At 73.1% G+C, this 22,628-nt stretch carries 19 protein-coding genes, 1 tRNA gene and 1 pseudogene; 15 read left to right on the top strand and 6 right to left on the bottom strand.

What is annotated here, in order from left to right; translation table 11 throughout:
• Window positions 1–6: 6 nt before the first annotated feature.
• Together poxB and GSY69_RS08505 are read right to left on the bottom strand one after the other, a co-directional pair.
• Window positions 7–1,731 (bottom strand): ubiquinone-dependent pyruvate dehydrogenase, encoded by a 1,725-nt coding sequence (gene poxB, locus GSY69_RS08510; protein ID WP_160953434.1) that lies wholly within the window; start codon window positions 1,729–1,731, stop codon window positions 7–9.
• A gap of 73 nt (window positions 1,732–1,804) precedes the next feature.
• Window positions 1,805–2,470 carry a rhomboid family intramembrane serine protease gene (locus GSY69_RS08505; protein WP_160953433.1) on the bottom strand — a complete coding sequence of 222 codons (666 nt, stop codon included), beginning with the start codon at window positions 2,468–2,470 and terminating at the stop codon, window positions 1,805–1,807.
• Between the two features lie 96 nt (window positions 2,471–2,566).
• On the opposite strand from GSY69_RS08505, the gene mfd reads away from it, so the two are divergent.
• The 11 genes from mfd (at window position 2,567) to GSY69_RS08450 (ending at window position 15,818) form a co-directional block, all read left to right on the top strand.
• Window positions 2,567–6,130: a transcription-repair coupling factor gene (mfd, locus tag GSY69_RS08500; RefSeq protein WP_328698817.1), complete on the top strand. Its 3,564-nt coding sequence runs from the start codon at window positions 2,567–2,569 to the stop codon at window positions 6,128–6,130.
• A 156-nt stretch (window positions 6,131–6,286) separates the two neighbouring features.
• Window positions 6,287–7,282, top strand: a complete 996-nt coding sequence (locus GSY69_RS08495) for a MazG nucleotide pyrophosphohydrolase domain-containing protein (RefSeq protein ID WP_160953431.1) — start codon at window positions 6,287–6,289, stop codon at window positions 7,280–7,282.
• A gap of 100 nt (window positions 7,283–7,382) precedes the next feature.
• On the top strand, window positions 7,383–8,663 hold the full coding sequence (eno, locus tag GSY69_RS08490) for a phosphopyruvate hydratase (protein ID WP_160953430.1): 1,281 nt from the start codon (window positions 7,383–7,385) through the stop codon (window positions 8,661–8,663).
• A 148-nt stretch (window positions 8,664–8,811) separates the two neighbouring features.
• Window positions 8,812–9,351: an FtsB family cell division protein gene (locus tag GSY69_RS08485; RefSeq protein ID WP_160953429.1), complete on the top strand. Its 540-nt coding sequence runs from the start codon at window positions 8,812–8,814 to the stop codon at window positions 9,349–9,351.
• Window positions 9,348–9,851 (top strand): DUF501 domain-containing protein, encoded by a 504-nt coding sequence (locus tag GSY69_RS08480; protein ID WP_160953428.1) that lies wholly within the window; start codon window positions 9,348–9,350, stop codon window positions 9,849–9,851. Before GSY69_RS08485 ends, GSY69_RS08480 begins: the two co-directional genes overlap by 4 nt.
• Window positions 9,852–9,901: 50 nt before the next feature.
• Window positions 9,902–10,876, top strand: coding sequence for a Ppx/GppA phosphatase family protein (locus GSY69_RS08475; protein WP_160953427.1), 975 nt, complete (start codon window positions 9,902–9,904; stop codon window positions 10,874–10,876).
• 5 nt (window positions 10,877–10,881) lie between these two features.
• Complete coding sequence (locus GSY69_RS08470; RefSeq protein WP_160953446.1) at window positions 10,882–12,138, top strand: S8 family peptidase; 1,257 nt, start codon at window positions 10,882–10,884, stop codon at window positions 12,136–12,138.
• 76 nt (window positions 12,139–12,214) lie between these two features.
• The gene (locus GSY69_RS08465; RefSeq protein ID WP_160953426.1) at window positions 12,215–13,609 is read left to right on the top strand and encodes an NAD(P)/FAD-dependent oxidoreductase; all 1,395 of its coding nucleotides are present in this window, start codon (window positions 12,215–12,217) and stop codon (window positions 13,607–13,609) included.
• A 136-nt stretch (window positions 13,610–13,745) separates the two neighbouring features.
• On the top strand, window positions 13,746–14,408 hold the full coding sequence (locus tag GSY69_RS08460; protein WP_160953425.1) for a hypothetical protein: 663 nt from the start codon (window positions 13,746–13,748) through the stop codon (window positions 14,406–14,408).
• A gap of 123 nt (window positions 14,409–14,531) precedes the next feature.
• Window positions 14,532–15,191 carry a hypothetical protein gene (locus GSY69_RS08455; protein WP_160953424.1) on the top strand — a complete coding sequence of 220 codons (660 nt, stop codon included), beginning with the start codon at window positions 14,532–14,534 and terminating at the stop codon, window positions 15,189–15,191.
• A gap of 3 nt (window positions 15,192–15,194) precedes the next feature.
• Window positions 15,195–15,818 carry a hypothetical protein gene (locus GSY69_RS08450; protein WP_160953423.1) on the top strand — a complete coding sequence of 208 codons (624 nt, stop codon included), beginning with the start codon at window positions 15,195–15,197 and terminating at the stop codon, window positions 15,816–15,818.
• A gap of 163 nt (window positions 15,819–15,981) precedes the next feature.
• Here the strand turns inward: GSY69_RS08450 and GSY69_RS15455 are convergent.
• Window positions 15,982–16,167 (bottom strand): annotated as a pseudogene (locus tag GSY69_RS15455) (tyrosine-type recombinase/integrase); the annotation flags it as partial.
• Window positions 16,168–16,322: 155 nt separating this feature from the next.
• Between GSY69_RS15455 and GSY69_RS08440 the strand changes: the two are divergent.
• Window positions 16,323–16,718 (top strand): hypothetical protein, encoded by a 396-nt coding sequence (locus GSY69_RS08440; RefSeq protein WP_160953421.1) that lies wholly within the window; start codon window positions 16,323–16,325, stop codon window positions 16,716–16,718.
• Window positions 16,719–17,146: 428 nt separating this feature from the next.
• Here the strand turns inward: GSY69_RS08440 and GSY69_RS08435 are convergent.
• Window positions 17,147–17,220, bottom strand: a tRNA-Leu gene (locus tag GSY69_RS08435).
• A 135-nt stretch (window positions 17,221–17,355) separates the two neighbouring features.
• Here GSY69_RS08435 and GSY69_RS14660 point away from each other — a divergent pair.
• The gene (locus GSY69_RS14660) at window positions 17,356–18,027 is read left to right on the top strand and encodes a VTT domain-containing protein (protein ID WP_328698816.1); all 672 of its coding nucleotides are present in this window, start codon (window positions 17,356–17,358) and stop codon (window positions 18,025–18,027) included.
• A gap of 191 nt (window positions 18,028–18,218) precedes the next feature.
• Window positions 18,219–19,121, top strand: a complete 903-nt coding sequence (gene ppk2 / locus GSY69_RS08425; RefSeq protein WP_160953420.1) for a polyphosphate kinase 2 — start codon at window positions 18,219–18,221, stop codon at window positions 19,119–19,121.
• Window positions 19,122–19,209: 88 nt separating this feature from the next.
• On the opposite strand, the gene GSY69_RS08420 is transcribed toward ppk2, so the two are convergent.
• Window positions 19,210–20,391 (bottom strand): TIGR01906 family membrane protein, encoded by a 1,182-nt coding sequence (locus tag GSY69_RS08420; RefSeq protein WP_160953419.1) that lies wholly within the window; start codon window positions 20,389–20,391, stop codon window positions 19,210–19,212.
• Window positions 20,392–20,521: 130 nt separating this feature from the next.
• Complete coding sequence (locus GSY69_RS08415) at window positions 20,522–21,838, bottom strand: MFS transporter (protein WP_328698815.1); 1,317 nt, start codon at window positions 21,836–21,838, stop codon at window positions 20,522–20,524.
• A 70-nt stretch (window positions 21,839–21,908) separates the two neighbouring features.
• On the opposite strand from GSY69_RS08415, the gene GSY69_RS08410 reads away from it, so the two are divergent.
• The coding region (locus GSY69_RS08410) for a GlxA family transcriptional regulator (protein WP_160953417.1) at window positions 21,909–22,628 on the top strand (720 nt) is incomplete at its 3' end.

Here is a 22,628-nt window from a genome sequence, read left to right as displayed (position 1 = left end):
CAGGGCTCAGAGGATCTGGCGCGCGTTGGCCCGGGCGAGGTCGACGAGCTCGTCGCCCTTGCCGGACATCACCGTGCGGATGGCGTAGAGGGCGAAGCCCTTCGCCTGCTCGGCCGTGACGGCCGGCGGCATCGACATCTCCTGGCGCTCCGTGACGACGTCGAGCACGGCGGGGCCGTCGTGGGCGAGGAAGCGCTCGACCGCGGCCGGTAGGTCCTTGGACTTCTCCACGCGGATGCCCAGCAGCCCGGTGGACTCCGCGACGTGGGCGAAGTTCGGATTGGCGAGGTCCGTGCCGTACGTGACGAAGCCGGCCGCCTTCATCTCCAGCTCGACGAAGTTGAGCGAGGAGTTGTTGTAGACGACGACCTTGAGCGGCGCGCCGTTCTGCACGAGCGAGACGAGGTCGCCCATGAGCATCGTGAGGCCACCGTCGCCGGCCATCGCGATGACCTGCCGGCCCGGATACGCCTTCTGGGCGCCGAGGCCCTGCGGCAGCGCGTTGGCCATCGAGCCGTGCACGAACGAGCCGATGAGCCGCCGGCGCCCATTCATCGTGAGATAGCGGGCGGCCCACACCACCGGGGAGCCGACGTCGGGGATGAACACCGCGTCGTCGCTGGCCGCCTCGTCGAGCAGGCGGGTGAGGTACTGCGGGTGGATGGCCCGCGAACCGCGGCTGGGCGTGGCGAGCTCGTCGAGCTTCGAGCGCGTCTTTCGGTAGTGCTTGAGCATCGCGTCGAGGTGCTTGCTGTTCGTCTTCTGGGCCGTGCGGGCCTGCAGCGCGGCCGCCGTGGACTTCACATCGCCCACGAGCGCGACGTCCACCGGCGTGCGCCGGCCGATGTTCTCACCCCGGATGTCGACCTGGATGACCTTCGCGTGCTTGGGGTAGAACTGCTGGTAGGGCAGGTCGGTGCCGAGCATGAGGAGGACATCGCAGTCCTGCATCGCGTGGTAGCCGGAGGAGAAGCCGAGCAGTCCGGTCATGCCCACGTCGTAGGGGTTGTCGTACTCGACGAACTCCTTGCCGCGCAGGGCGTGGACGACCGGCGCCTGCAGGTGCCCGGCGAGCGCGACGAGCTCGTCGTGGGCGCCCTCGCAGCCGGCGCCCGCGAGGATCGTGACCTTCGCCGAGGCGTCGAGGACGCCGGCGGCCCGGTCGAGCTCGCTCGGCACCGGGGTGGTGGTCGAGTGGGTGGGCCGGATGCTCAGGGGCTCCTTCGCCTGGCCCTCCTGGAGGGCGATGTCGCCGGGGATGACGAGGACGGCGGGGCCCTGGCGCTCGATCGCCTCGCGCATCGCGATGCTGAGCAGGCGCGGCATCTGCTCGGCCACCTGGACCTGCTCGGCGAAGACGGAGCAGTCGCGGAACAGCTCCATGGGATTGGTCTCCTGGAAGTACTGGCTGCCGATCTCGCTCGAGGGGATGTGCGCGGCGATCGCGAGGACCGGCACGCGGGAGCGGTGGGCGTCGTAGAGGCCGTTGATGAAGTGGAGGTTGCCCGGGCCGCACGAGCCCGCGCAGACCGCGAGCTCGTTGGTCAGCGCGGCATCGGCGGAGGCGGCGAACGCCGCGGACTCCTCGTGGCGGACGTGGACCCACTCGATCGTGCCGTCGAGGCGCAGCGCGTCGGTGAAGCCGTTGAGCGAATCGCCGGGCAGGCCGTATACGCGCTTCACCCCCGATGCGCGCAGGGTTGCGACGATGTCTTCTGCGATGGTGGCCATGGGCCGCGCTCCTCAGGTCGGGTTCGGGGTTGTCGCACCGCGGCGGGCCGCCTCCCGCCCTCAGGGCGGGGGCTCAGCCCAGCCGGCCGCGTGCGCCGTGCTCGCTCCAGTCTAGGTCCGCGGGTCCCTGGCGCCGAGGGCCTCGGCGGTGTCTGATCCACCACGCCGCGAGCACGCCGCCGGCCGCCCCGCACAGGTGGGCCTGCCAGGAGATGCCGTCGGCGCGGGGGATGAGGCCCGTGAGCATCGAGGCGCCGAAGACCGCGGCGACGAGCAGGGCGACGCCGCCCTGCAGCAGCCGCTGCGCCCAGCCGGCGGCAGACACCGCGGAGGCCAGCAGGTAGCCGAAGTAGCCGAACACCAGGCCGGAGGCGCCCACGGTGACGGTGCCCGGCAGGGCGAGGACGAAGGCGCCCAGGCCCGCGCTCACGGTGGCCACGAGCGTGACGTACCAGAAGCGGGCAGTGCCCTGCGCCGCGACGAGGCAGCCGAGGATGAGGAAGGGCACGGTGTTGGCGATGAGGTGGGCCCAGCTGCTGTGCAGGAGCGGGGAGGCGAAGATCCCGAGCAGCGTCGCGGGATTCCACGCGTGCTGGGCCAGCCCGTTGAATGAGCCCGGCAGTACCGAGTCGAGCACCCGGATGAGCCACATGAGCGCCAGCAGGGCGAGCGGGGAGGCCAGGCGGCCCAGGGGACGGTGCCGCGGTGCGGCGGGCGGCGGGGGCTGCGGGTATCCCATGGCGCCAGCATGGCAGGCGAGCCTGATGGCCGACTGTGCCCGCAGCGTCCTCCCGCCGGCCGCGGCGCCCCGCGGCGGGTGGGTAGACTGCTCGCCGTGTCCCTGAGCGCAATCACCCAGACGCTGTCCCAGTTCCCCGATGTCGCCGCCGCCCGCGCCGCGCTGGCGCAGCCCGGTGCGCCCGGCGGCACGGTCGATGCCGTCAAGGGCCTGTGGCCCTCGCTCATCGCCGGCGCCAGCGAATCCGGCCCGGTGCTCGCCGTGACGGCGACGGGGCGCGAGGCCGAGGAACTGGCCGCAGCCCTGTCCGACCACCTCCCCGCCGCCGCGGTCGCGGTCTTCCCCAGCTGGGAGACGCTGCCGCACGAGCGGCTCTCCCCACGCTCGGACACCGTGGGCCAGCGCCTGTCCGTGCTGCGCCGCCTCGCCCACCCCGGGCCCGGCGGCGAGCTCGCGGTGGTCGTCGCCCCCGTGCGGGCCGTGCTCCAGCCCATCGTCACCGGGCTCGGCGAGCTCGAGCCCGTTGAGCTGCGCGTGGGCGCCGAGGCGGAGCTCGACGCGCTTGCGCAGCGGCTGGCGGGCCTGGCCTACTCGCGCGTGGACATGGTCTCCCGGCGCGGCGAGTTCGCCGTGCGCGGCGGGATCCTCGACATCTTCCCGCCCACCTCCCCGCATGCGCTGCGCGTCGAGTTCTTCGGCGACGAGGTCGACGAGATCCGGCCCTTCTCCGTGTCCGACCAGCGCTCCCTCGCCGGCGAGGGGGACGAGCCCGTCGAGGTGTGGGCCCCGCCCGTGCGCGAGGTGCTGCTCACCGCCGAGGTCCGCGAGCGCGCCCGCAGCCTGGCCTCCCAGGTCCCCGCGGCGCAGGACATGCTGCTCAAGATCGCCGACGGCATCGCGGTCGAGGGCATGGAGTCCCTGGCGCCCGTGCTCGCCGAGGGCATGGAGCCCCTGCTCGCGCGCCTGCCCGCGGCCACCCGCATTGTGATCACGGCACCGGAGAAGGTCGGCGCGCGTGCCGAGGACCTCGTCTCCACGACCGATGAGTTCCTCGCGGCCGCGTGGACGACCGCCGCTTCCGGGGGGCAGGTGCCCATCGACCTCTCCGCCGCGAGCTTCCGCACGCTGGCTCAGACGCGCCAGGCCGCCGAGGCGCTGAGCCTGCCGTGGTGGGAGCTGGGTGGCTTCTCCGTCGACGAGGAGCTCGCGGATCCGGACGCGACGATCTGTCGGATCGGCGCGCGCCAGCCGCGCGGCTACGCCGGCGACGTCGAGGCGGTCCTCGCCGATGTCCGCCAGCACCTGGCCGACGAGTGGACCGTCTACGTCCTCACGGAGGGCCGCGGGCCCGGCGAGCGCCTCGTCGAGGTGTTCTCCGAGGCCGAGCTCGCCGCCTCCTTCGTCCCGGACCTCGAGGGGTCGGGCACCCCGGCCACGATCACGGTGACGACCGCCGCGGCCTTCGCGGGCTTCGTCTTCGACGACCGCGGGCTCGCCGTGCTCACGGAGGCCGAGGTGCTCGGCCGGGCCGCCGCCGCCTCGACGCGCGACATGCGCCGGCTGCCCGCGCGGCGCAAGCGCAATCAGGTGGACCCGCTCGATCTGGCCCCGGGCGACTTCGTCGTCCACGAGCAGCACGGCGTGGGCCGCTTCGTCGAGCTCGTCCAGCGCACCACCGGCCGCGGGGAGCAGGCGCGCACCCGCGAGTACCTCGTCGTCGAATACGCCCCGGCCAAGCGCGGCCAGCCCGGCGACCGCCTCTACGTGCCCTCCGATTCGCTCGACCAGGTGACCCGCTACGTGGGCGGGGAGGACCCCGCGCTCAACAAGATGGGCGGCTCGGACTGGGCGAAGACGAAGTCGCGGGCGCGCAAGGCCGTCAAGGACATCGCCGGCGAGCTCGTGCGCCTGTACTCCGCGCGCCGGGCCACCCGCGGCCACGCGTTCGGCCCGGACACCCCGTGGCAGCGCGAGCTCGAGGACGCGTTCCACTACGTCGAGACCCCCGATCAGCTCACGACGATCGACGAGGTCAAGGCCGACATGGAGAAGGAGATGCCCATGGACCGCCTCATCAGCGGCGATGTGGGCTACGGCAAGACCGAGGTGGCGGTCCGCGCGGCATTCAAGGCCATCCAGGAGGGCAAGCAGGTCGCCGTGCTCGTGCCCACGACGCTCCTCGTCCAGCAGCACTACGAGACCTTCACCGAGCGCTACGCGGGCTTCCCCGTCACGGTCGCGGCGCTCTCGCGGTTCCAGACCGCCGCCCAGAGCAAGCAGGTCATGGCCAACCTCGCGGCCGGCAAAGTCGACCTCGTCATCGGCACGCACCGGCTGCTCTCCGGTGAGGTGCGCTTCAAGGACCTGGGCCTCGTCATCATCGACGAGGAGCAGCGCTTCGGCGTCGAGCACAAGGAGACGCTCACGGCGATGCGCACGAACGTCGACGTGCTCGCGATGAGCGCCACCCCCATCCCCCGCACGCTGGAGATGGCGGTGACGGGCATCCGGGAGATGTCGACCCTCGCCACCCCGCCGGAGGAGCGCCACCCCGTCCTCACCTACGTGGGCCGGCACGAGGACCGCCAGGTCAGTGCGGCGATCCGGCGCGAGCTCATGCGCGAGGGCCAGGTCTTCTACATCCACAACCGCGTCCAGGACATCGAGCGCGTCGCGGCCCACCTCGCCGAGCTCGTGCCCGAGGCGCGGATCGCCGTGGCGCACGGCAAGATGAGCGAGCAGCGCCTCGAGCAGGTCATCGTGGACTTCTGGGAGAAGCGCTTCGACGTGCTCGTGTGCACGACCATCGTGGAGACGGGCATCGACATCGCCAACGCCAACACGCTCATCGTCGACCGCGCCGACCGCTTCGGCCTCTCCCAGCTTCACCAGCTGCGCGGGCGCGTGGGCCGCGGCCGCGAGCGGGCCTACGCGTACTTCCTCTATCCCGCGGACACGGAGCTCACGGAGACCGCGCACGACCGGCTCACCACTCTGGCCGCCCACACGGAGCTGGGCGCCGGCATGCAGGTGGCCATGAAGGACCTCGAGATCCGCGGCGCGGGCAACCTGCTGGGCGGCCAGCAGTCCGGCCACATCGAGGGCGTGGGCTTCGACCTGTACGTGCGGATGGTGGGCGAGGCCGTCGCGAACTTCAAGGGCGAGGGCGAGGAGGAGGTGCCGGAGATGCGCGTCGAGCTGCCCATCGACGCGCACCTGCCCGTCGACTACGTCGAGCACGAGCGGCTGCGCCTCGAGGCCTACCGCAAGCTCGCCGCCGCCACGAGCGAGGCGGAGATCGCCGAGGTGCTCGCCGAGCTCACGGACCGCTACGGCCCGTACCCGCCCGCCGTCGAGGTGCTCGCCGACATCGCGCGCCTGCGCATCCGGGCGCGCGCCTCGGGGGTCTCCGAGATCGTCGCCCAGGGCAACATGGTCCGCTTCGGGCCCGTCGAACTCGTCGAGTGGCAGGTCGCCCGCCTCAAGCGGCTCCACCCCAAGGCGCTCATCAAGCCCGCGGTGCGCTCGATCCTCGTGCCCAAGCCCAAGGCGGGGACCGGCTTCGACGTCCGCGATGTCACGGACGCCGAGCTCATCGCCTGGTGCACCGAGGTCCTCGACCAGATCCTCCCGCTCGAGGACGAGGCGGCCAGCGCGTGAGGCGCCGCGCGTGAGCGCCGCGGTCACCGGGAGCGCCGCGGCAGTCGACCGCGGGGGCTGCGGGCGCGTTGGCCTGGGGTGCGCGCGCCGGAGATGCGGGCGCTCGGAGTGCGGGAGCCCGGGGTGCGGGAGCCCGGGGTGCGGGGGCCGCGCGGCATGAGCTGGGAGCGGCCCGATGCGGCGGCGCTGAGCCTGCCCGAGGCGATGGCGCTCATCCGCGCCCGCTGCCCGTGGGCGGCCCAGCACTCGCACGCGAGCCTGCTGCCCTACCTGCTCGAGGAGGCCCACGAACTCGCCGCCGCGCTCGAGGCGGGCGCGCCGGCCGCCGACGTCGAGGGCGAGCTGGGCGACGTGTACTACCAGGTGCTCTTCCACGCGGCCCTCCTCGACGACCCGGGCAGCGGGCCGGCCCCGGGTTCGCCGGTGCGCGCCCCGAACGGGGAGCCCGCCTCGCCGCGGGCCATCGAGCGGATCGAGGCGCGGCTCAAGGACAAGCTCGTGCGCCGCCACCCCCACGTCTTCGCCGCGCAGGCCCCGGTGCCGCTCGCGGAGGTCGAGCGCCGCTATGAGGAGGTCAAGGCCGCCGAGCGCGCGGAGCGCGCCGCGGACGCCGCCGGCTCCTCGGGCCGCGGGGCAGGCGGCCCCGCGCACCCCGGTTCGAGTGCGGGGTCAGGGGCCGCCAGGGTGCGGGACTCGCTGTCCTCGATCCCCGTGACCATGCCGGCGCTTGCCCGGGCGAGCGCGATCGCCGGCCGCCTCGAGCGCCTCGACCTCGACGCGCGGGGGCTGCTGCGCGCCCGGGAGCGGGCGGGCGCCCGCCCGGGGGAGGATGCGCACGTCTCGGACGCGGCAGCGCAGGCAGGACCGGAGGCGACAGCGCAGGCGGCACCGGCTGTGGCAGCGCAGCGCAAGGCTACGACGCCGGAGGGCACGACGCCGGAGGGCACGACGCCGGAGGGCGCGGCGGATGCCGAGGCCCGCGCGCTCGGCGACGAGCTGCTCCGGCTCGCCGTGGGCGCGCGGGCGGCGGGCATCGACGCGGAGGCGGCGCTGCGGGCGGCCACCGCCCGCCTGGAGGAGCGCGCCGCCGCGGCGGCGGCGACGCGGGAGCCGGCGCCCGGCCACGGGGGAAGCGGCGGCGATCTCCATTAGGCTGGGGTCTGCGACGGCCGAACGGCCCGCGCCCCCACCTGGCGCGCGCACCCAGGCGATCAGCACCCAGGCGACAACAGGCGACAAGGAGAGACACCCCATGGCTCAGATCATCGCGGCCAATGCCCAGGAGATCCTCGACTCACGCGGCAATCCCACGCTGCTGGCGGAGGTGCTCCTCGACGACGGCGCCGTGGGCTCCGCGCGCGTGCCCTCCGGCGCCTCGACCGGCGAGTGGGAGGCCGTCGAGCTGCGCGACGGCGACCCCGAGCGCTACAACGGCAAGGGCGTGCTCGGCGCCGTAGACGCCGTCCTCGACGAGATCAACGACGCGATCGCCGGCCTCGACGCGGACGACCAGCGCATCGTCGACCAGGTCATGATCGACCTCGACGGCACGGACAACAAGGCCCGCCTGGGGGCGAACTCGATCCTCGGGACCTCGCTGGCGGTGGCCCGCGCCGCCGCCGACTCCGTCGAGCTGCCGCTCTTCCGCTACCTGGGCGGCCCCAACGCGCACCTGCTGCCCGTGCCGATGCTCAACATCCTCAACGGCGGCTCGCACGCGGACTCCAACGTCGACATCCAGGAATTCATGATCGCGCCGATCGGCGCGGCCACCTTCGCCGAGGCCCTCCAGTGGGGCACCGAGGTCTACCACTCGCTCAAGTCCGTGCTCAAGGAGCGCGGCCTGTCCACCGGGCTGGGCGACGAGGGCGGCTTCGCCCCCAACCTCGAGTCCAACGCCGCCGCGCTCGACCTCATCGTCGAGGCGATCGAGGCGGCCGGGCACGCGCCGGGCCGCGATGTGGCGCTCGCCCTCGACGTCGCCTCGAGCGAGTTCTACGCCGATGGCACCTACCGCTTCGAGGGCGAGTCGAAGTCCGCCGAGCAGCTGAGCGCCTACTACGAGGACCTCGTGGCCAGGTACCCGCTCGTGTCCATCGAGGACCCGCTGGACGAGAACGACTGGGACGGCTGGGAGACCCTGACCCGGGCGATCGGCGACAAGGTCCAGATCGTCGGCGACGACCTCTTCGTGACGAACCCCGAGCGCCTTCAGCGCGGCATCGACCGCGGCGCGGGCAGCTCCCTGCTCGTCAAGCTCAACCAGATCGGCACGCTCACGGAGACGCTCGACGCGGTGAGCCTCGCCCAGCGCAGCGGCTACACGACGATGATCTCCCACCGTTCGGGGGAGACGGAGGACACGACGATCGCGGACCTCGCCGTCGCCGTGAACGCCGGCCAGATCAAGACCGGGGCGCCCGCCCGCTCCGAGCGCGTGGCCAAGTACAACCGCCTCCTCGTCATCGAGGAGATGCTCGGCGACGCCGCTCGCTACGCGGGCCGCACCGCGTTCCCGCGCTTCGAGGCCTGAGCGCCGCCGGGGCCCGAGGCGCGCGCCCGGCGCACCCCGGCCCGCCCGGTGCGACACGCCCCGGGCAAATACCGGCCCGCACCGGAAGGCACGGCAGACTGAGACCTGCCGTGCCTTCCCTTCCCCTATGCGCGCATCCGAGGTGGTCATGAGCAGCAGGCGCTCCACAGCCGGGTCGAGGCCCGCAGCTGCGCAGACCCCTCGCGGCAGGCGGAGCCGCACCCCGGGCCGGGCCCGCGGTGCGGCCCCGGTCCGTCGGCTCTCCGGCCGCCGCCTCGTGCTGGGCTGCCTCGTCATCGCGCTGCTGGCCATGTTCATGCCGAGCATCAACACGGGCATCCGGCAGGCCCAGCAGATCCACGCGCTCGAGCAGGACAACGCCTCGACGCGCCAGGAGGTCGGCGACCTCGAGAAGAAGCAGGACAGCCTCAAGGACCCGGAGTACCTGCAGCGCCTCGCCCGCGAGCAGCAGGGCTACGTGAACAAGGGCGAGAAGCCCTACATCGTCGTCGACGATCGGGCCTCGGCCCAGGACGAGCCCGCCGACGAGCAGATCAACAAGTCCTCGCGCCCCCGCCCCTGGTACGTCGAGTTCGCCGACTCCCTCAAGTCCGTCGGACTGGCAACGGACGCCGGGCGCACCGGCGCCGACGGCTCCGGCACGGCCGGCGAGGCGGCGGGCCGATGATGACACCGGCCAGCCAGGCCGACCTCGATGCGGTGCGCGCCCAGCTGGGCCGCCTGCCCCGCGGCGTCGTGGGCATCGCGGCCCGCTCCCGCGCCGGCGAGCCGCTCGTCGTCGCCACCGCCCCGCGGCTGCCCGACGGCACCCCGTTCCCCACGGCCTACTACCTCACCCATCCGGCCTACGTGGCCGAGGCCTCGCGCATCGAGTCCCACGGCACGATGGCCGAGTGGACCGCGGAGCTCGCCGGCGATGAGGACCTCGCGACCGCCTACGCCGCCGCGCACCGCGCCTACCTGCGCGACCGCGCGGAGATCGGCGCGGCGGCGGGAATCGGCTCCGTCGAGGAGATCGCGGACTTCTCCGCCGGCGGCATGCCCACCCGGGTCAAGTGCCTCCACGCGCTCGTGGCGCACAGCCTCGCCGCCGGCCCCGGCGTCAACCCGATCGGCGATCGCGCGCTCGGCCTCATGGCCGACGTCCCGCCGCCCGCCGCGGCCTAGCGCGCGCCGCGCCAGGCCCGCGCGGGCGGCGCACGCCCTAGACTTGTCCCATGACTCGAGTTGCTGCCTTCGACTGCGGGACGAACTCCCTGCGCCTGCTCATCGCCGATATCGAGGCCGGCCGCGTGAGCGACGTGGTCCGCGAGATGCGCGTGGTACGGCTGGGCCAGGGCGTCGACTCCACCGGTGCCTTCGCCCCCGAGGCGCTCGAGCGGACCTTCGCCGTATGCGAGGAGTACGCCGCGATCTGCGAGCGCGAGGGCGCCGAGCGCCGGCGCTTCGTCGCCACCTCGGCCACCCGGGACGCCGCGAACCGCGATGAGTTCCTCACCGGCGTGGCCGAACGGGTGGGCGTCGTGCCGGAGGTCATCAGCGGCGAGGAGGAGGCGCGCCTGTCGTTCGCCGGCGCCGTCAGCGGCGTCGCGGAGGCCGCCGATGAGGACGCGGTGACCCCCCGCCCGCCGTTCCTCGTCATGGACCTCGGCGGCGGCTCGACCGAATTGGTGCGCGGCACGGCAGACGCCGAGCAGGCCTACAGCATGGACATCGGCTGCGTGCGCCTGACCGAGCGCCACATGCACTCCGATCCGCCCACCGACGCGGAGGTCGCCGCGACCGTGCGCGACGTCGATGCGATGTACGAGGCCGCGGCGGACACCGTCGACATGGCGGGCGTGCGCACCCTCATCGGCGTGGCCGGGACCGCCACGACGGTGGCCGCCGCCGTCCTGGGCCTCGAGCGCTACGATCCCGCCGCTATCCACGGCGCGCACCTGCCGCTGCCCGAGCTCGCGCGCGCCACCGCGGCGCTCACGCGCATGGAGCGCTCCGAGCGCGCCGGCCTGGGCTACATGCACCCGGGCCGCGTGGACGTCATCGGCACCGGCGCGCTCGTCTTCGCCCGCCTCGTCGAGCGGATCTCCGCGGACGTGGCCGCCGCGGGCGGCGCCCTCGAGGTCTTCGTCAGCGAGACGGACATCCTCGACGGCATCGCCCTGGCGCTGGGCCGAAGCGGCCCGGTGTGACCGGTGTGAGGAGGGCCGCCGCCGCGCTCGCGGCAGTGGCCCTGGTGCTCGCCGCGGGCCTCGGCCCGGCCGCGCCGGCGGCGGCCGCGCCCAAGGCCGGGCCGGGCCAGTGGTATCTCCACGAGTACGGCATCGATGCGATGTGGAAGACGACCCGCGGGGCGGGCGTCACGGTCGCCGTCATCGACTCCGGCATCAGCGCCGACCACGAGGACCTCAAGGGGACCGTCGTGGGCGCCAAGGACTTCAGCGGGGCCCGCAAGGACGGCCGGACCCCCGTGGGCCCGGCCTCCGCGATCGGCCACGCCACGGGAGTGGCCGGCGTGATCGCCGGCCGCGGCGTGGGGGAGGGGCCGACCGGCGTCGCCCCGGAGGCCACGCTGCTCTCCGCGTCGATGTGGCTGGGCGGCTCGCCGCCCAGCGGCGCCGACTCCTCGCGCGAGCAGGCGGCCAAGGCGGTGCGCTGGGCCGTGGACTCCGGGGCGGGGGTCATCAACATGTCGCTCGGCTGGGACGACCCCGCGTGGCCGGAGGCCTGGGACTCCGCGTTCGAGTACGCGTTCTCCAAGGACGTCGTCGTCGTGGCGTGCGTGGGCAACCGCTCGGAGGGTGCGAAGCGGGTCTGGTCCCCGGCCACGGTGCCCGGCGTTGTGGGCGTGGGCGGGCTGACGAAGAGCGGGCGCGTGGCCAGCGGGTCCACCGCGCCCGGCTCCGCCGTGTCCCTCATGGGCCCGGCCCAGCAGATCCCCGTGCCCTACTACAAGGGCGGCTACGCGGAGGCATCGGGCTGCTCGTTCGCCTCCCCGATCGTCTCCGGGGCGGCCGCGCTGCTGCGCGCGGCGCACCCGGACTGGAGCGCCGACGAGGTGGTGGGCCGGCTCGAGGGCACCGCCCGCGCCGTCAAGGGCCACTCCGGGCGCACGAAGGGCGAGCAGCGCGATGCGACGGTGGGCTACGGGCGCATCGATCCCCCCGCCGCCCTGGCCGCCAAGGCCCCCGCGCAGCCGCCCAATGCCCGCCGGGAGCTCGCCGACTGGGTGAGCATGCACCGGCGCGCCGAGCCGGACGGGGGCGCGAAGGGCGGTGCGAGCGCGAGCGCCTCGGCCTCCCAGGGCGCCTCCGCGGCACCGGCGCAGGCCGCCGCCGCCCCGCGGACGGTGGCGGGTCCCGCCGTGCTCATCGTGTGTATGCTCGTGGCAGGCGGACTGGTGGCTTATGGGATCGCTGCCGGAGTGCGCGCGCGACGGCTGCGCCGGCACTGATCCCCGAAGCCGGGCGCGGCCGAGCGCCCTGCGACCGGCCGGCGCCGCGCTCACCTCTCTTGGATAGGATGGCACTATGGCTCTGATTCGAAACAGCAAACTGCGTCCCCGCATCCTCGTCGTCGGCGGAGGCTACCTCGGCCTCGTCGCCGCCCAGCACATGCTCAAGCAGCTCGGCACGGGGGAGGCGACGGTCACGGTCGTCGACCCGAACCCGTACATGACGTACCAGCCGTTCCTGCCCGAGGTCGCCTCCGGCGCGATCGAGCCGCGCCACGCCGTGGTGCCGCTGCGCCGCCACCTCAAGGGCGCCGAAGTCGTCACGGGCTCGGTGACCTCCATCAACCACGCGAAGAAGTTCGTCGTCGTCGAGCCGGAGGGCGGCGATGAGCCGTTCGAGCTCGACTACGACCAGCTCGTCATGGCCGCCGGCGCGGTGCCGCGCGCGCTGCCCATCCCCGGCCTCGCGGAGGAGGCGATCGGCCTCAAGCGCATCGAGGAGGCGGTCGCGCTGCGCGACCACCTGCTCAACCGCCTCGACGAGGCCGCGCTCATGGACAACGACGACGAGCGCCGCAAGGCCCTCACGTTCGTGTTCGTCGGCGGCGGGTTCGCCGGCGTGGAGATCCTCGCCGAGCTCGAAGACGTCGTGCGCGCCGCCGTGGCCCAGCACGAGACGCTCACCGAGGCCGATGTCCGCTTCGTCCTCGTCGAGGCGATGGGCCGCATCATGCCCGAGGTCAGCGAGGGCCAGGCCCGCTGGGTCGTCGACCACCTGCGCGAGCGCGGCATCGACGTCTACCTCGAGACGTTCCTCCAGGACTGCACGAACAAGCACTGCAAGCTGTCCAACGGCGAGGAGTTCGACGCCGACACGATCGTGTGGAGCGCGGGCGTCAAGGCCAATCCGGTCCTCATCGACTCCGACCTGCCCATCGACGAGCGCGGCCGCCTGACCGTGCGCGCGGACCTGCGCGTCGAGGACGAGAACGGCGTCGTCGCCGATGCCTGGGGCGCCGGCGACAACGCCGCGGTCCCGGACCTCTCCGGCATGGGCCCCGGCGGCTACTGCGTGCCCAATGCGCAGCACGCCGTGCGCCAGGCTCCCGTGCTCGCCGCCAACGTCGTCGCGGCGCTGCGCGGGGAGACGGAGTTCAAGCAGTACTTCCACAAGACGATGGGCTCCGTGGCGGGCCTGGGCCTCTACAAGGGCGTCGCACAGGTGGGCGACTTCGAGGCCCGCGGCATCGTCGCCTGGGCGATGCACCGCGGCTACCACGGCTGGGCGATCCCGTCCGCCGAGCGCACGAGCCGGATCTTCGGCAACTGGGTGCTCAACTTCCTCAACGGCCGCGACACCACGTCGCTGCGCGACCTCGATGTGCCCCGCAAGGCGTTCGTCGAGGCCGCCCACTCGAAGCCGGCGCCCAAGAAGGAGCCCAAGGACGCCAAGGAGAAGGCCAACGCCTGACCCATGAGTCCGGCGCGCCGGCCCGCCGGCGCCGCACCCGATCAGGGGCTCGCCACCGCATCGCGGTGGCGGGCCCCTCGTCGATTTCCGCTCGTGCGGACCGGCACCCCGGGCCCCGTGGCCTAGGCTGTGCCGTATGAAGAGGACGACGCTGCTGGCGGCCACCGCGACCGCGGGGCTGGCACTGCTCAGCGGCTGCCAGCTGCTGGGCATCGGGAACGGCGGGGACGGCGATGGCGGCGGCTCGGGCGACGCACGGCCGCAGGAGTCGCAGGCGGCCGCGACGAGCGCAGCCAGCGCGCCCGCCGAGGACGACGGCGGGCAGGCAGCGGCCCCGGAGACCGGGCAGCCTGAGCCGGACAACGGCAGCGGCAGCCCCGGTGTGGGCGAGGCGGTCCCGATCGGCCCGTTCCGCGGCACCTCGGACACGACGCACGACACGCTCTACTTCACCTCGCCGTCCGGCAAGCACAAGTGCGCGATCGGCCCCGACGACACCGGCTGCAACTCCAGCGCGCTGCCCGCCGATGCCCCCGATGTCCCCGGCGTGGACGGCGAATCCGAGCGGCCCAATGCCGTGGTCCTCCAGCCGGGCAGGAAGGCGACCTACGCGCAGACCGGCGATCCGGCCTACGAGTTCGAGGCGAGCAATCCCGGCAGCGGGAAGGGCAAGGTCCTGCCCTACGGGCAGGCGATCAGCCTGCACGGCACCACCTGCACGAGCGCCCGGGCTGGCATCACGTGCACGAACGGCGCCCACGGGTTCACGCTGTCCTCCGAGCGGGTGGCGCTGCACTAGGCTCGCGGGGGTGCCCCCGGAGCGCGGGCCGCGGCGTCCCAGCCGCGGGGAACGGGGTGACACGCGGCGAACCGGTCGGGCGATCCTGCGCGTTCCATCCGAAAAGTGTCATAAAATAATGGCATGAAACGCGTGATTGCGGCCGGTGCCGCCTCCACGGCCGCGCTCGCACTGCTGAGCGGCTGCCAATTCCTGCCGTTCGGCCCCGGTCAGGCCAAGCCGGAGGCGGACGCGAGCGAGGGCGCGGCTGCCGCGGCGACCTCGCCGGCCGCCTCCTCCGACCCCAACCAGGTGGTGGGCGGCCAGGCGAGCCCGACCGGCGGTGGGGCAGCGGGGAACGGCGGCGGGTCAGCGGGCACCGGCGCCCCGGCGGGCGAGCGCGTGGACCCCGCCGACTACGCGAAGAAGTCCGAGTACACGGGCACGAACTACTACTTCTACTCGCCCTCGGAGAAGCACCGCTGCGAGATCGCCGCCGACGTCGTGGGCTGCACGAGCCTGGCGATCCCCGCGAGCGCCCCGGACGTCGTCGGGACCGATGGGCTCATGGGCCGGCCGAACACCGTCGAGCTGTACACGGGCAAGAAGGCCAGGCTCGTGCAGAACGGCGACGCCACCTACGACTCGATGGCGGCGAGCCTGGGCAAGGGCACGGTGCTCGGCTACGGCCAGGTGCTCAGCGTGCGCGGCACCACCTGCACCGTGGCGAAGGCGAAGGGCGTGACCTGCACGCGCGGCGGCCACGGATTCTCCCTCTCCTCCAAAGCCTACGAGGTGCACTGAGCCATGAAGACCACTCTGCCCGCGGCCGCCGCGATGATCGCCGGCACCCTGCTGCTCAGCGGCTGCCAGTACCTGCCGTGGAACGCGCTGCGCGCGGCCCCCGACGCGGCCCCGGCCAACGCAGCGGCCGCGCCCACCACCCAGGCCCCGCAGGACGCCTCCGACCAGGTGGTCGAGGGCCAGGGCAGCGCGCCGCAGGACGAGGACGAGGGCGGGAGCGTGAGCGCCCCCGCCTATCGCGGCAGGGCGTCGGGCACGCGCGACACGTTCTACTTCCAGACGCCCTCGGGCAAGCACAACTGCGCGATCTCCGCGGGCGACGTGGGGTGCAACAGCACGGCGATTCCCGCGAGCGCGCCCGACGTCGAGGGCGTCGAGGGCTATGTCGAGCGGCCGAACGCGATTGCGTTCGGGGCGGGCTCCGCCGCGCACTTCGAGGTCACGGGCGATCCCGCCTACATCTACCAGGGCGCCGACGGGAATTTCGGGGAGGCCAAGGTGCTGCCGTACGGCCAGACGCTGCGCGCCCACGGCGTCACCTGCTCCGTGAGCGAGAGCCGGGGTGTGTCCTGCTACGGCTTCGGGCACGGCTTCACGTTCTCGTCCCAGGACTACACGCTGGACTGACCCCGCCGGGCCCCGGTCCATCCCAGGAGGCGAGGCGGCGCGTCCCCCGGCGGGACTCGCACCCGTATCCAGGCCCAGGCCACACTCCCGAGCACCGGAATCTAGGTGTTCCACGGCCTCTCTCGCTCCGTGGGGGAGTGTGCCCAAATTGTGCCCACGAATGTGCGGCCTCCATCGCATCAGCCACCGCACCCAGGTCACTGTCGAACAGCGCCGCGTACACGTCCAACGTCACCGCCGCCGTCGCGTGCTCCAACATCCGCTGAAACACCTTCAAATGCGCACCCGCCTGCACTGCCAGCGACGCTGCCGTGTGCCGCAGGTCGTGTGGGGTGATCCGGTCAATCCCCGCCCGTTGGCAGGCCGTCGTCATTCACCCATGACGGGGTGGGTTGCCGTGGTGGACGAGCGATGGTTCACCTCGGTGCTCGGCGTGTACGGGTTCATCGGGACCGCGTTCGGGCTTGTCGCGGCCAACAACACGGGGGGGCTGCGGAGACCGACGTGTCGGAGGGTGAGGTGCTGACGGACGAGGATTACGCGGCCGTGGACGATGCGCCTACGGATGAGTTGGTGGAGGTGGATGAGACCCCGCTGGGGCGGAGGACTACGAACCTTGCCGCTGAGCACCGCGTGACTACGCCCCCACCCTTCCCAGGTGGGGGCGCTTTCGTCGTGCCTCAGTTGATCGAGGGCTTAGACCCGTACTTCCCGACACCACTGGTCTCAAACCACGGCGATTGGATTTTGTTGTTGCACGAACCGACATTCCCACAGACTTCCTCACCGGCGTTCGCCGTCGACGGACTGAGGGGGAGAAGTGCTGCCCCTGCGGTGAGGGCGGCTGCTCCGAGTATGGCGGTGAAAGAGTGCTTGGTGTTCATGGTGCTCATCTCCTAGAAGGTGTGTCCTTTTCGGTATGTGGCACCCGTCACGCTATCCATTCTTCGATCACGCGACAACGGGGTGTGTCAGCCCTGACACATACCCTCGCAGGGTGTTCGTTGAACGCCTCACCCCCAACCCGGTCCTCATTGTCAACAGCCTCCCCGCCCGCCGCTCACCAGACCGGTCACCCCTCCCATGCCCCGCCCGCATCCACTCGGTCACGGGGGATCGCTACCACCGCCTCCCGGTTTGTACTCGCGGACGGGGCGGTCTTCGTGGAGATGTGTGGCACCAGGTGCATCACCATCGGCGAATGGCTGCCGCGGGCGGACGTGGTGTTGTAGGGCGATGTGCCCAAAATATGCCCAAACCCCGTTTTGACCGGCAACAGCGGGGGGCATCTAAGGTTCTGACCTGGGGGAATGCGGGCCGTGGGCGCGTCCCCCCGGCGGGACTCGAACCCGCACTGCGCCGATTTTAAGTCGGCTGCCTCTGCCGATTGGGCTACGGGGGGCGGCAGGCGCGCGCTGTCAACGTACCACGCGGCCCGCGCGGCGCCCGGCGGCGAACGCCGCGCGGTGCGGCCAGGCTGCCCTTGCGCCCGGTAGACTCGGGGTGCGATTGCGCGCCGCGGGCGGAGGTGAACCACGTGCATCCCGAGCAGTGGGAGCTGCCGTTCTTCGGCGTCTGGGGCCTGCTCTACCTCATCGTCCTCGGCCGCGCGGGCAGCACGTACGCGCTCGGCCGGGCCGCGCGGCGCGGGGCGGCCCGCTTCACGCACATCGGCCGCCTGCTCGCCTCCCCCCGGGCCCGCCGCGTGGAGGCGCTGCTCGACCGCTGGGGCGCGCCGTTGGTCGCGGCGAGCTTCCTGACGATCGGGTTCCAGACGCTGGCCAACGCGGCCGCCGGGGCCACCCGGATGGCGCTCGTGCGCTACCTGCCGGCGCTCGCGCTCGGGGGAGCGGCCTGGGCCCTCATCTACGCCGGCGTCGGCTTCGCGGGCTTCGCCGCGGTGCGCGCGGCCTACGAGCGCGATCCCGACCTCACCGTGATCGTCGTGGCGCTCCTCGCCCTCGCGCTCGCCGCCTTCCTGGCCGTGCGCCTGCTCCGCCGTCGAGGCGCGGGCTCCCCACCGCCCGAGGCCGCCGGAGGCGGTCGCCCCGGGGGCGGATCCGTCGAGGTCGGTCCCGCCGGGAGCGGGAGCGCCGGGACTGCGGTGCCCGGTGGCGAAGACCGCGCCGCGGCTTCGCATTCGGCACCCTCGAGCCCAGGCCCGGACCCCGCGGCCCCCGACCGGGACGCCGAGGCCCGAGGCGCCTGACACCCGAGGCGCCTGACACCCGCTGCGTCTGGTACCCGAGGCGCCTGACACCCGAAGCGCGCGTCACCCGCGGTCGCGTGGCACTTGCGGTCGCATGGCGGGACGCCGGCGGACGAACCGCGGCCCGCCCCGCCTCGGCGGCGGAAGAGGCCTAGAGTTGGGGAAACGACCGGATCGGCCCGAGGAGCGCCATGCACCCGCACCAGAAAGAGAATCTCCGCGAGTACATCGACAAGCTGCGGCTCGAGGGCTACTCGGTGCGCGATGGCCACACACCGGACCCAGACCTCATCGACCCGGGCGGCCGCGCGGTCGAGACGTGGCAGGAGGACTACCCGTACGCGGAGCGCCTCGAGCGCGACGCCTACGAGCTGGAGAAGTACCGGCTGCAGGTCGAGCTGCTCAAGCTCCAGTACTACAGCCAGGACCACGGGCTGCGCCACGTCATCCTGTTCGAGGGCCGCGACGCCGCCGGCAAGGGCGGGACCATCAAGCGCTTCACGGAGCACCTCAACCCGCGCGCGGCCCGCGTCGTGGCGCTCAACAAGCCCACGGAGATGGAATCGGGCCAGTGGTACTTCCAGCGCTACGTCCAGCACCTGCCCACCCGCGGCGAGATGGTGCTCTTCGACCGCTCCTGGTACAACCGGGCCAACGTCGAGCGCGTCATGGGCTTCTGCTCGGACGAGGAGTACGAGCGCTTCATGGTCCAGGCGCCCGTGTTCGAGAAGATGCTCGTCGACGAGGGCATCCACCTCACGAAGTTCTGGTTCTCCGTCACAGAGAGCGAGCAGCGCACGCGCTTCGCCATCCGCCAGATCGACCCCGTGCGGCAGTGGAAGCTCTCGCCCATGGACCTCGAGTCCCTGGGCCGCTGGGAGGACTACACGGCCGCCAAGGAGGCGACGTTCCTGCGCACGGATACGGACACCGCCCCCTGGATCTCGATCAAGTCCAATGACAAGAAGCGCGCCCGCCTCAACGCGATGCGCTACTACCTCAACCAGTTCGACTACGAGGACAAGGACGAGTCCGTCGTCTACCCGCCGGACCCCAAGATCGTCCGCCGCGGGCGCGAGGCCGTGGGCGACTGAACCCGGCCCGAGGCGCGCGCGGCGCCCGCCTGCCCCGCACCTCGGGCACTGGGCAAACGGGTACGGGGCAGACGGGCGGGTGCGGGGCTCAGCCCTTGGCGGCCTTCGCAGCCGCCCGGTCGGACTTCTCCGCCTCCTTGGCGGCATCGCGCTCGGCCTTGCGGGTGCGCTCCGCGCGGGCGCGCTGGACCTCGCGCAGGCGCTTGGCCTCGCGGCGCCGGCGCCCGCCGATCGCGGAGATGCCCAGGAGCGCGAGCGCGGCGAGGATGACGATCGCGCCGCCGCCGATCCCCGCGTCCATCCAGAACGTCTGCGGGAAGAGCCGGATGAGGGAGTCGTCGAGGTAGAACTCCCAGTTGCCGCCGGGGAAGAGCACCCTGTGGAAGTTCGCGAAGAACGTCTCGAAGCCGAAGAGCGCCACGACGACCGCACCCACCGTGATGAGGAGGGTGAGAATCGCGCCCCACCGCAGCCCGGCGTGCATGCCCGGGCCGTGCTTGCGGCACAGCGCGAGCCCGGCGATGATCGCGCCGATCACGGCGACGACCGCCACGAGGTAGAGCAGCGAGATGATCGACTTCACATCGGCCATGTGGGCGATCTCCGGCTGGGTGAACAGCGGGGAGCCCTCGCCTTGGGCGATGTCGGTCAGGTAGCGGCTGCCGTCCATGTTCGACAGGTAGTCGACGGTGTACGAGGCGAAGTGCATCCGGTCGTCCGCGGAGAACCCGTAGGGGTCGGCGGGGAAGCCGGGGCGGTAGAAGTACTCGAACTTGAGGAACAGCCCCGAGGCGACGACGCGCACGCCCAGCGCGATGAGGACGAAGGGCGTGCCGAGCGCGATCCAGAGCGTGGCGATGACGTCGACGAACGTGTAGCGGCGCCGCGGCTTCGCCGAACTTGCGCCGGCTGCGCCGGTCGCGCCGGCAGCTGTGCTGCCCGCGGCGGCAGCCGCGCCGGCCGGGACAGCGCCCACGGCGGTGGCATCGGGCTCCGCGGCGGGAGCGCCCGTGATCGCGGCCCACTCCTCGTCGCTGAGCATGTCCGGCTTCGCGCCGGCCGACGGCACGGCCGGCCGCTGCGAGGTCTGCGGCTTGACGGCGGGGAACGCCTCGAAGGCAACGGTGTCGTCGAGCGACTCCTCGTCGACCCGGTCGGAGGCCGCCGCGGAATCGGCGGCGGGCTCTGCCCGCTGCGGCTCCTCGGCCTGCGAGCCTGAGCGCATGCGCCGCGACATCAGGTCATCGGTGTTCTTCTCGTCATCAGCCACCCGTCCATTGTCCGCAACGGGCCGCGGCAGCCCGGTGAGCGACACGCATGCAGGGCCGCGGGATCGCGCCGGGGCGAGGGCAGCGGCGGGAGTCCGCCCGGCCCCGCACCGGCCCCGCACCGGCCCGCGCTCAGCCGAGGGCCGTGCGGGGCGCCGTGCGGCGGGGGATGAGGAGGCTCGCAAGCGCCCCGATGCCGCACAGGCCCGCCGCCGCGAACCACGCTCCGTCGTAGCTGCCGGTGGCGTCGCGCAGCACGCCCGCGCCCAGCGCCGCGACCGCGGCACCGACCTGGTGCGAGGCGAAGACCCAGCCGAAGACGATGGGCCCGGTGCGGCCGAAGGCCCGCACGCACAGCGCCACCGTGGGCGGGACCGTGGCCACCCAGTCGAGACCGTAGAAGACGATGAACGCCCACAGGGGCGGTTGGACGTGCGGGCCGATGACGAGCGGCAGCGCCACGAGCGAGACCCCGCGCAGGCCGTAGTAGGCGAGCAGGAGCAGGCGCGGGTCGATCCGGTCGGTCAGCCAGCCCGAGGCGACGGTGCCGAGGACATCGAAGATGCCCACGAGGGCCAGCAGGCCGGCCGCGGTCGTCGCGGGCATCCCGTGATCGTGCGCGGCGGGCACGAAGTGGGTGCCCACGAGCCCATTCGTCGTCGCCCCGCAGATCGCGAACGACAGCGCGAGCAGCCAGAAGGTGCGGTGGCGCACGGCGCCGGCGAGTGCCGCCAGCGCGGTGCGGGCGGGGTTGCCCCGCGGCGTTGAGCGGGTGACACCCGGATCCTGGGCGGTGGCGCCCAGCGCCGGCAGCCCCACGTCCGCGGGGTACTCGCGCAGCAGGAACACCACGAGCGGCACGACGCACAGGGCCATGCCCGCGATCACGAGGGCCGGCAGCCGCCAGCCGAAGTGCATGGCCAGGTGGGCGATGATGGGCAGGAACACCAGCTGGCCCGTCGCCTGGGCGGCCGTGAGGATGCCGGTCACGAGGCCCCGCCGGGCCACGAACCACCGCGCCGTGACGACCGCGACGAACGGCATCGCCATGGACCCGGTGCCGGCCCCGATCACCACGCCCCACAGCAGCCAGAGCTGCCAGGGGGCCGTCATGAACACCGTGAGCCCGCTGCCGCAGGCCACCGCGCACAGGGCGGCGACCACCACCCGGCGGACCCCGAAGCGCTCCATGAGCGCGGCGGCGAACGGCGAGAAGAGGCCGTAGAGCAGCAGGTTGAGCGAGACCGCCGAGCTGATCGTCGCGGTCGACCAGCCGAACTCCGCGTGGAGCGGCTCGATGAGCACCCCGGGGGCGGAGCGGAACCCGGAAGCGCCGATGAGCGTGCAGAACGCGACGAGGACGACGACGGGGTAGCGCCAGGAGCCGGGGTGCCGGGCACCGTCCTGCGGGGCGACGGGGGGTGCGGTGGGCAGAGGGGAGGCGTTCACGCTCCCAGCCTGGCAGAGCGGTCTGCGGCCCGCCATTGGCAGAAAGGACAACAAGTGCAAAGATCCTGCCATGGACTCGCCCTCGTCGCCCCCGCACCGCGTCGCCGTCCTGCTGCTCGCCCCGGCTATCGGCTTCGACGCCACGATCCCCTCGCTCGTCTTCTCCGCCGCGCGCACCGAGTGCGGCGAGCCGCTCTACGCGGTCGACGTCGTCACCGCCGATGGCGCGCCCACCACCACGGTGGAGGGCTACGGCATCGTGCCGAGTGCCGGCCCCGAGGCGCTGGCCCGCGCCCAGACCGTCATCGTCCCGGGTACGCGCAATCCGGCTGCCCGCCGGGCCGGCCGGCTCGACGGGCCCGCCGCCGCGGCCTTCGCCGCGATCCCCGCCGAGGCTCGGGTTGCGGGGATCTGCACGGGAGCGTTCGCCCTTGCCGCCGCCGGCCTGCTCGACGGCCGGCGCGCCGCGACCCACTGGGAGCAGGCGGAGGCGATGCGCGCGCTCTATCCGCGCGTCGACGTCGACGAGCGCAGCCTGTACGTCGACGAGGGGCGGATCCTCACCTCGGCGGGGCTGGCGGCCGGGCTGGACCTGTGCCTGCACATCGTGCGCCGCGATGCCGGTGCCGCCGTGGCCGCCCGGGCCGCGCGCCACTGCGTCATCGCCCCGTTTCGCGAGGGCGGGCAGGCGCAGTACATCGCGCCCCACGAGCCGCCGCCGCGGGCCGACGACGGCATCGGCGCCGCGCTGGCCTGGGCCCGCCGGCGCCTCGGCGAGCCGCTGACGGTG

The organism is Brevibacterium rongguiense, assembly GCF_009857845.1.
GTDB lineage: Bacteria > Actinomycetota > Actinomycetes > Actinomycetales > Brevibacteriaceae > Brevibacterium > Brevibacterium rongguiense.
Note: the sequence above shows the minus strand (reverse complement) of the source record. Positions and strands in the feature narration are given on the sequence as shown.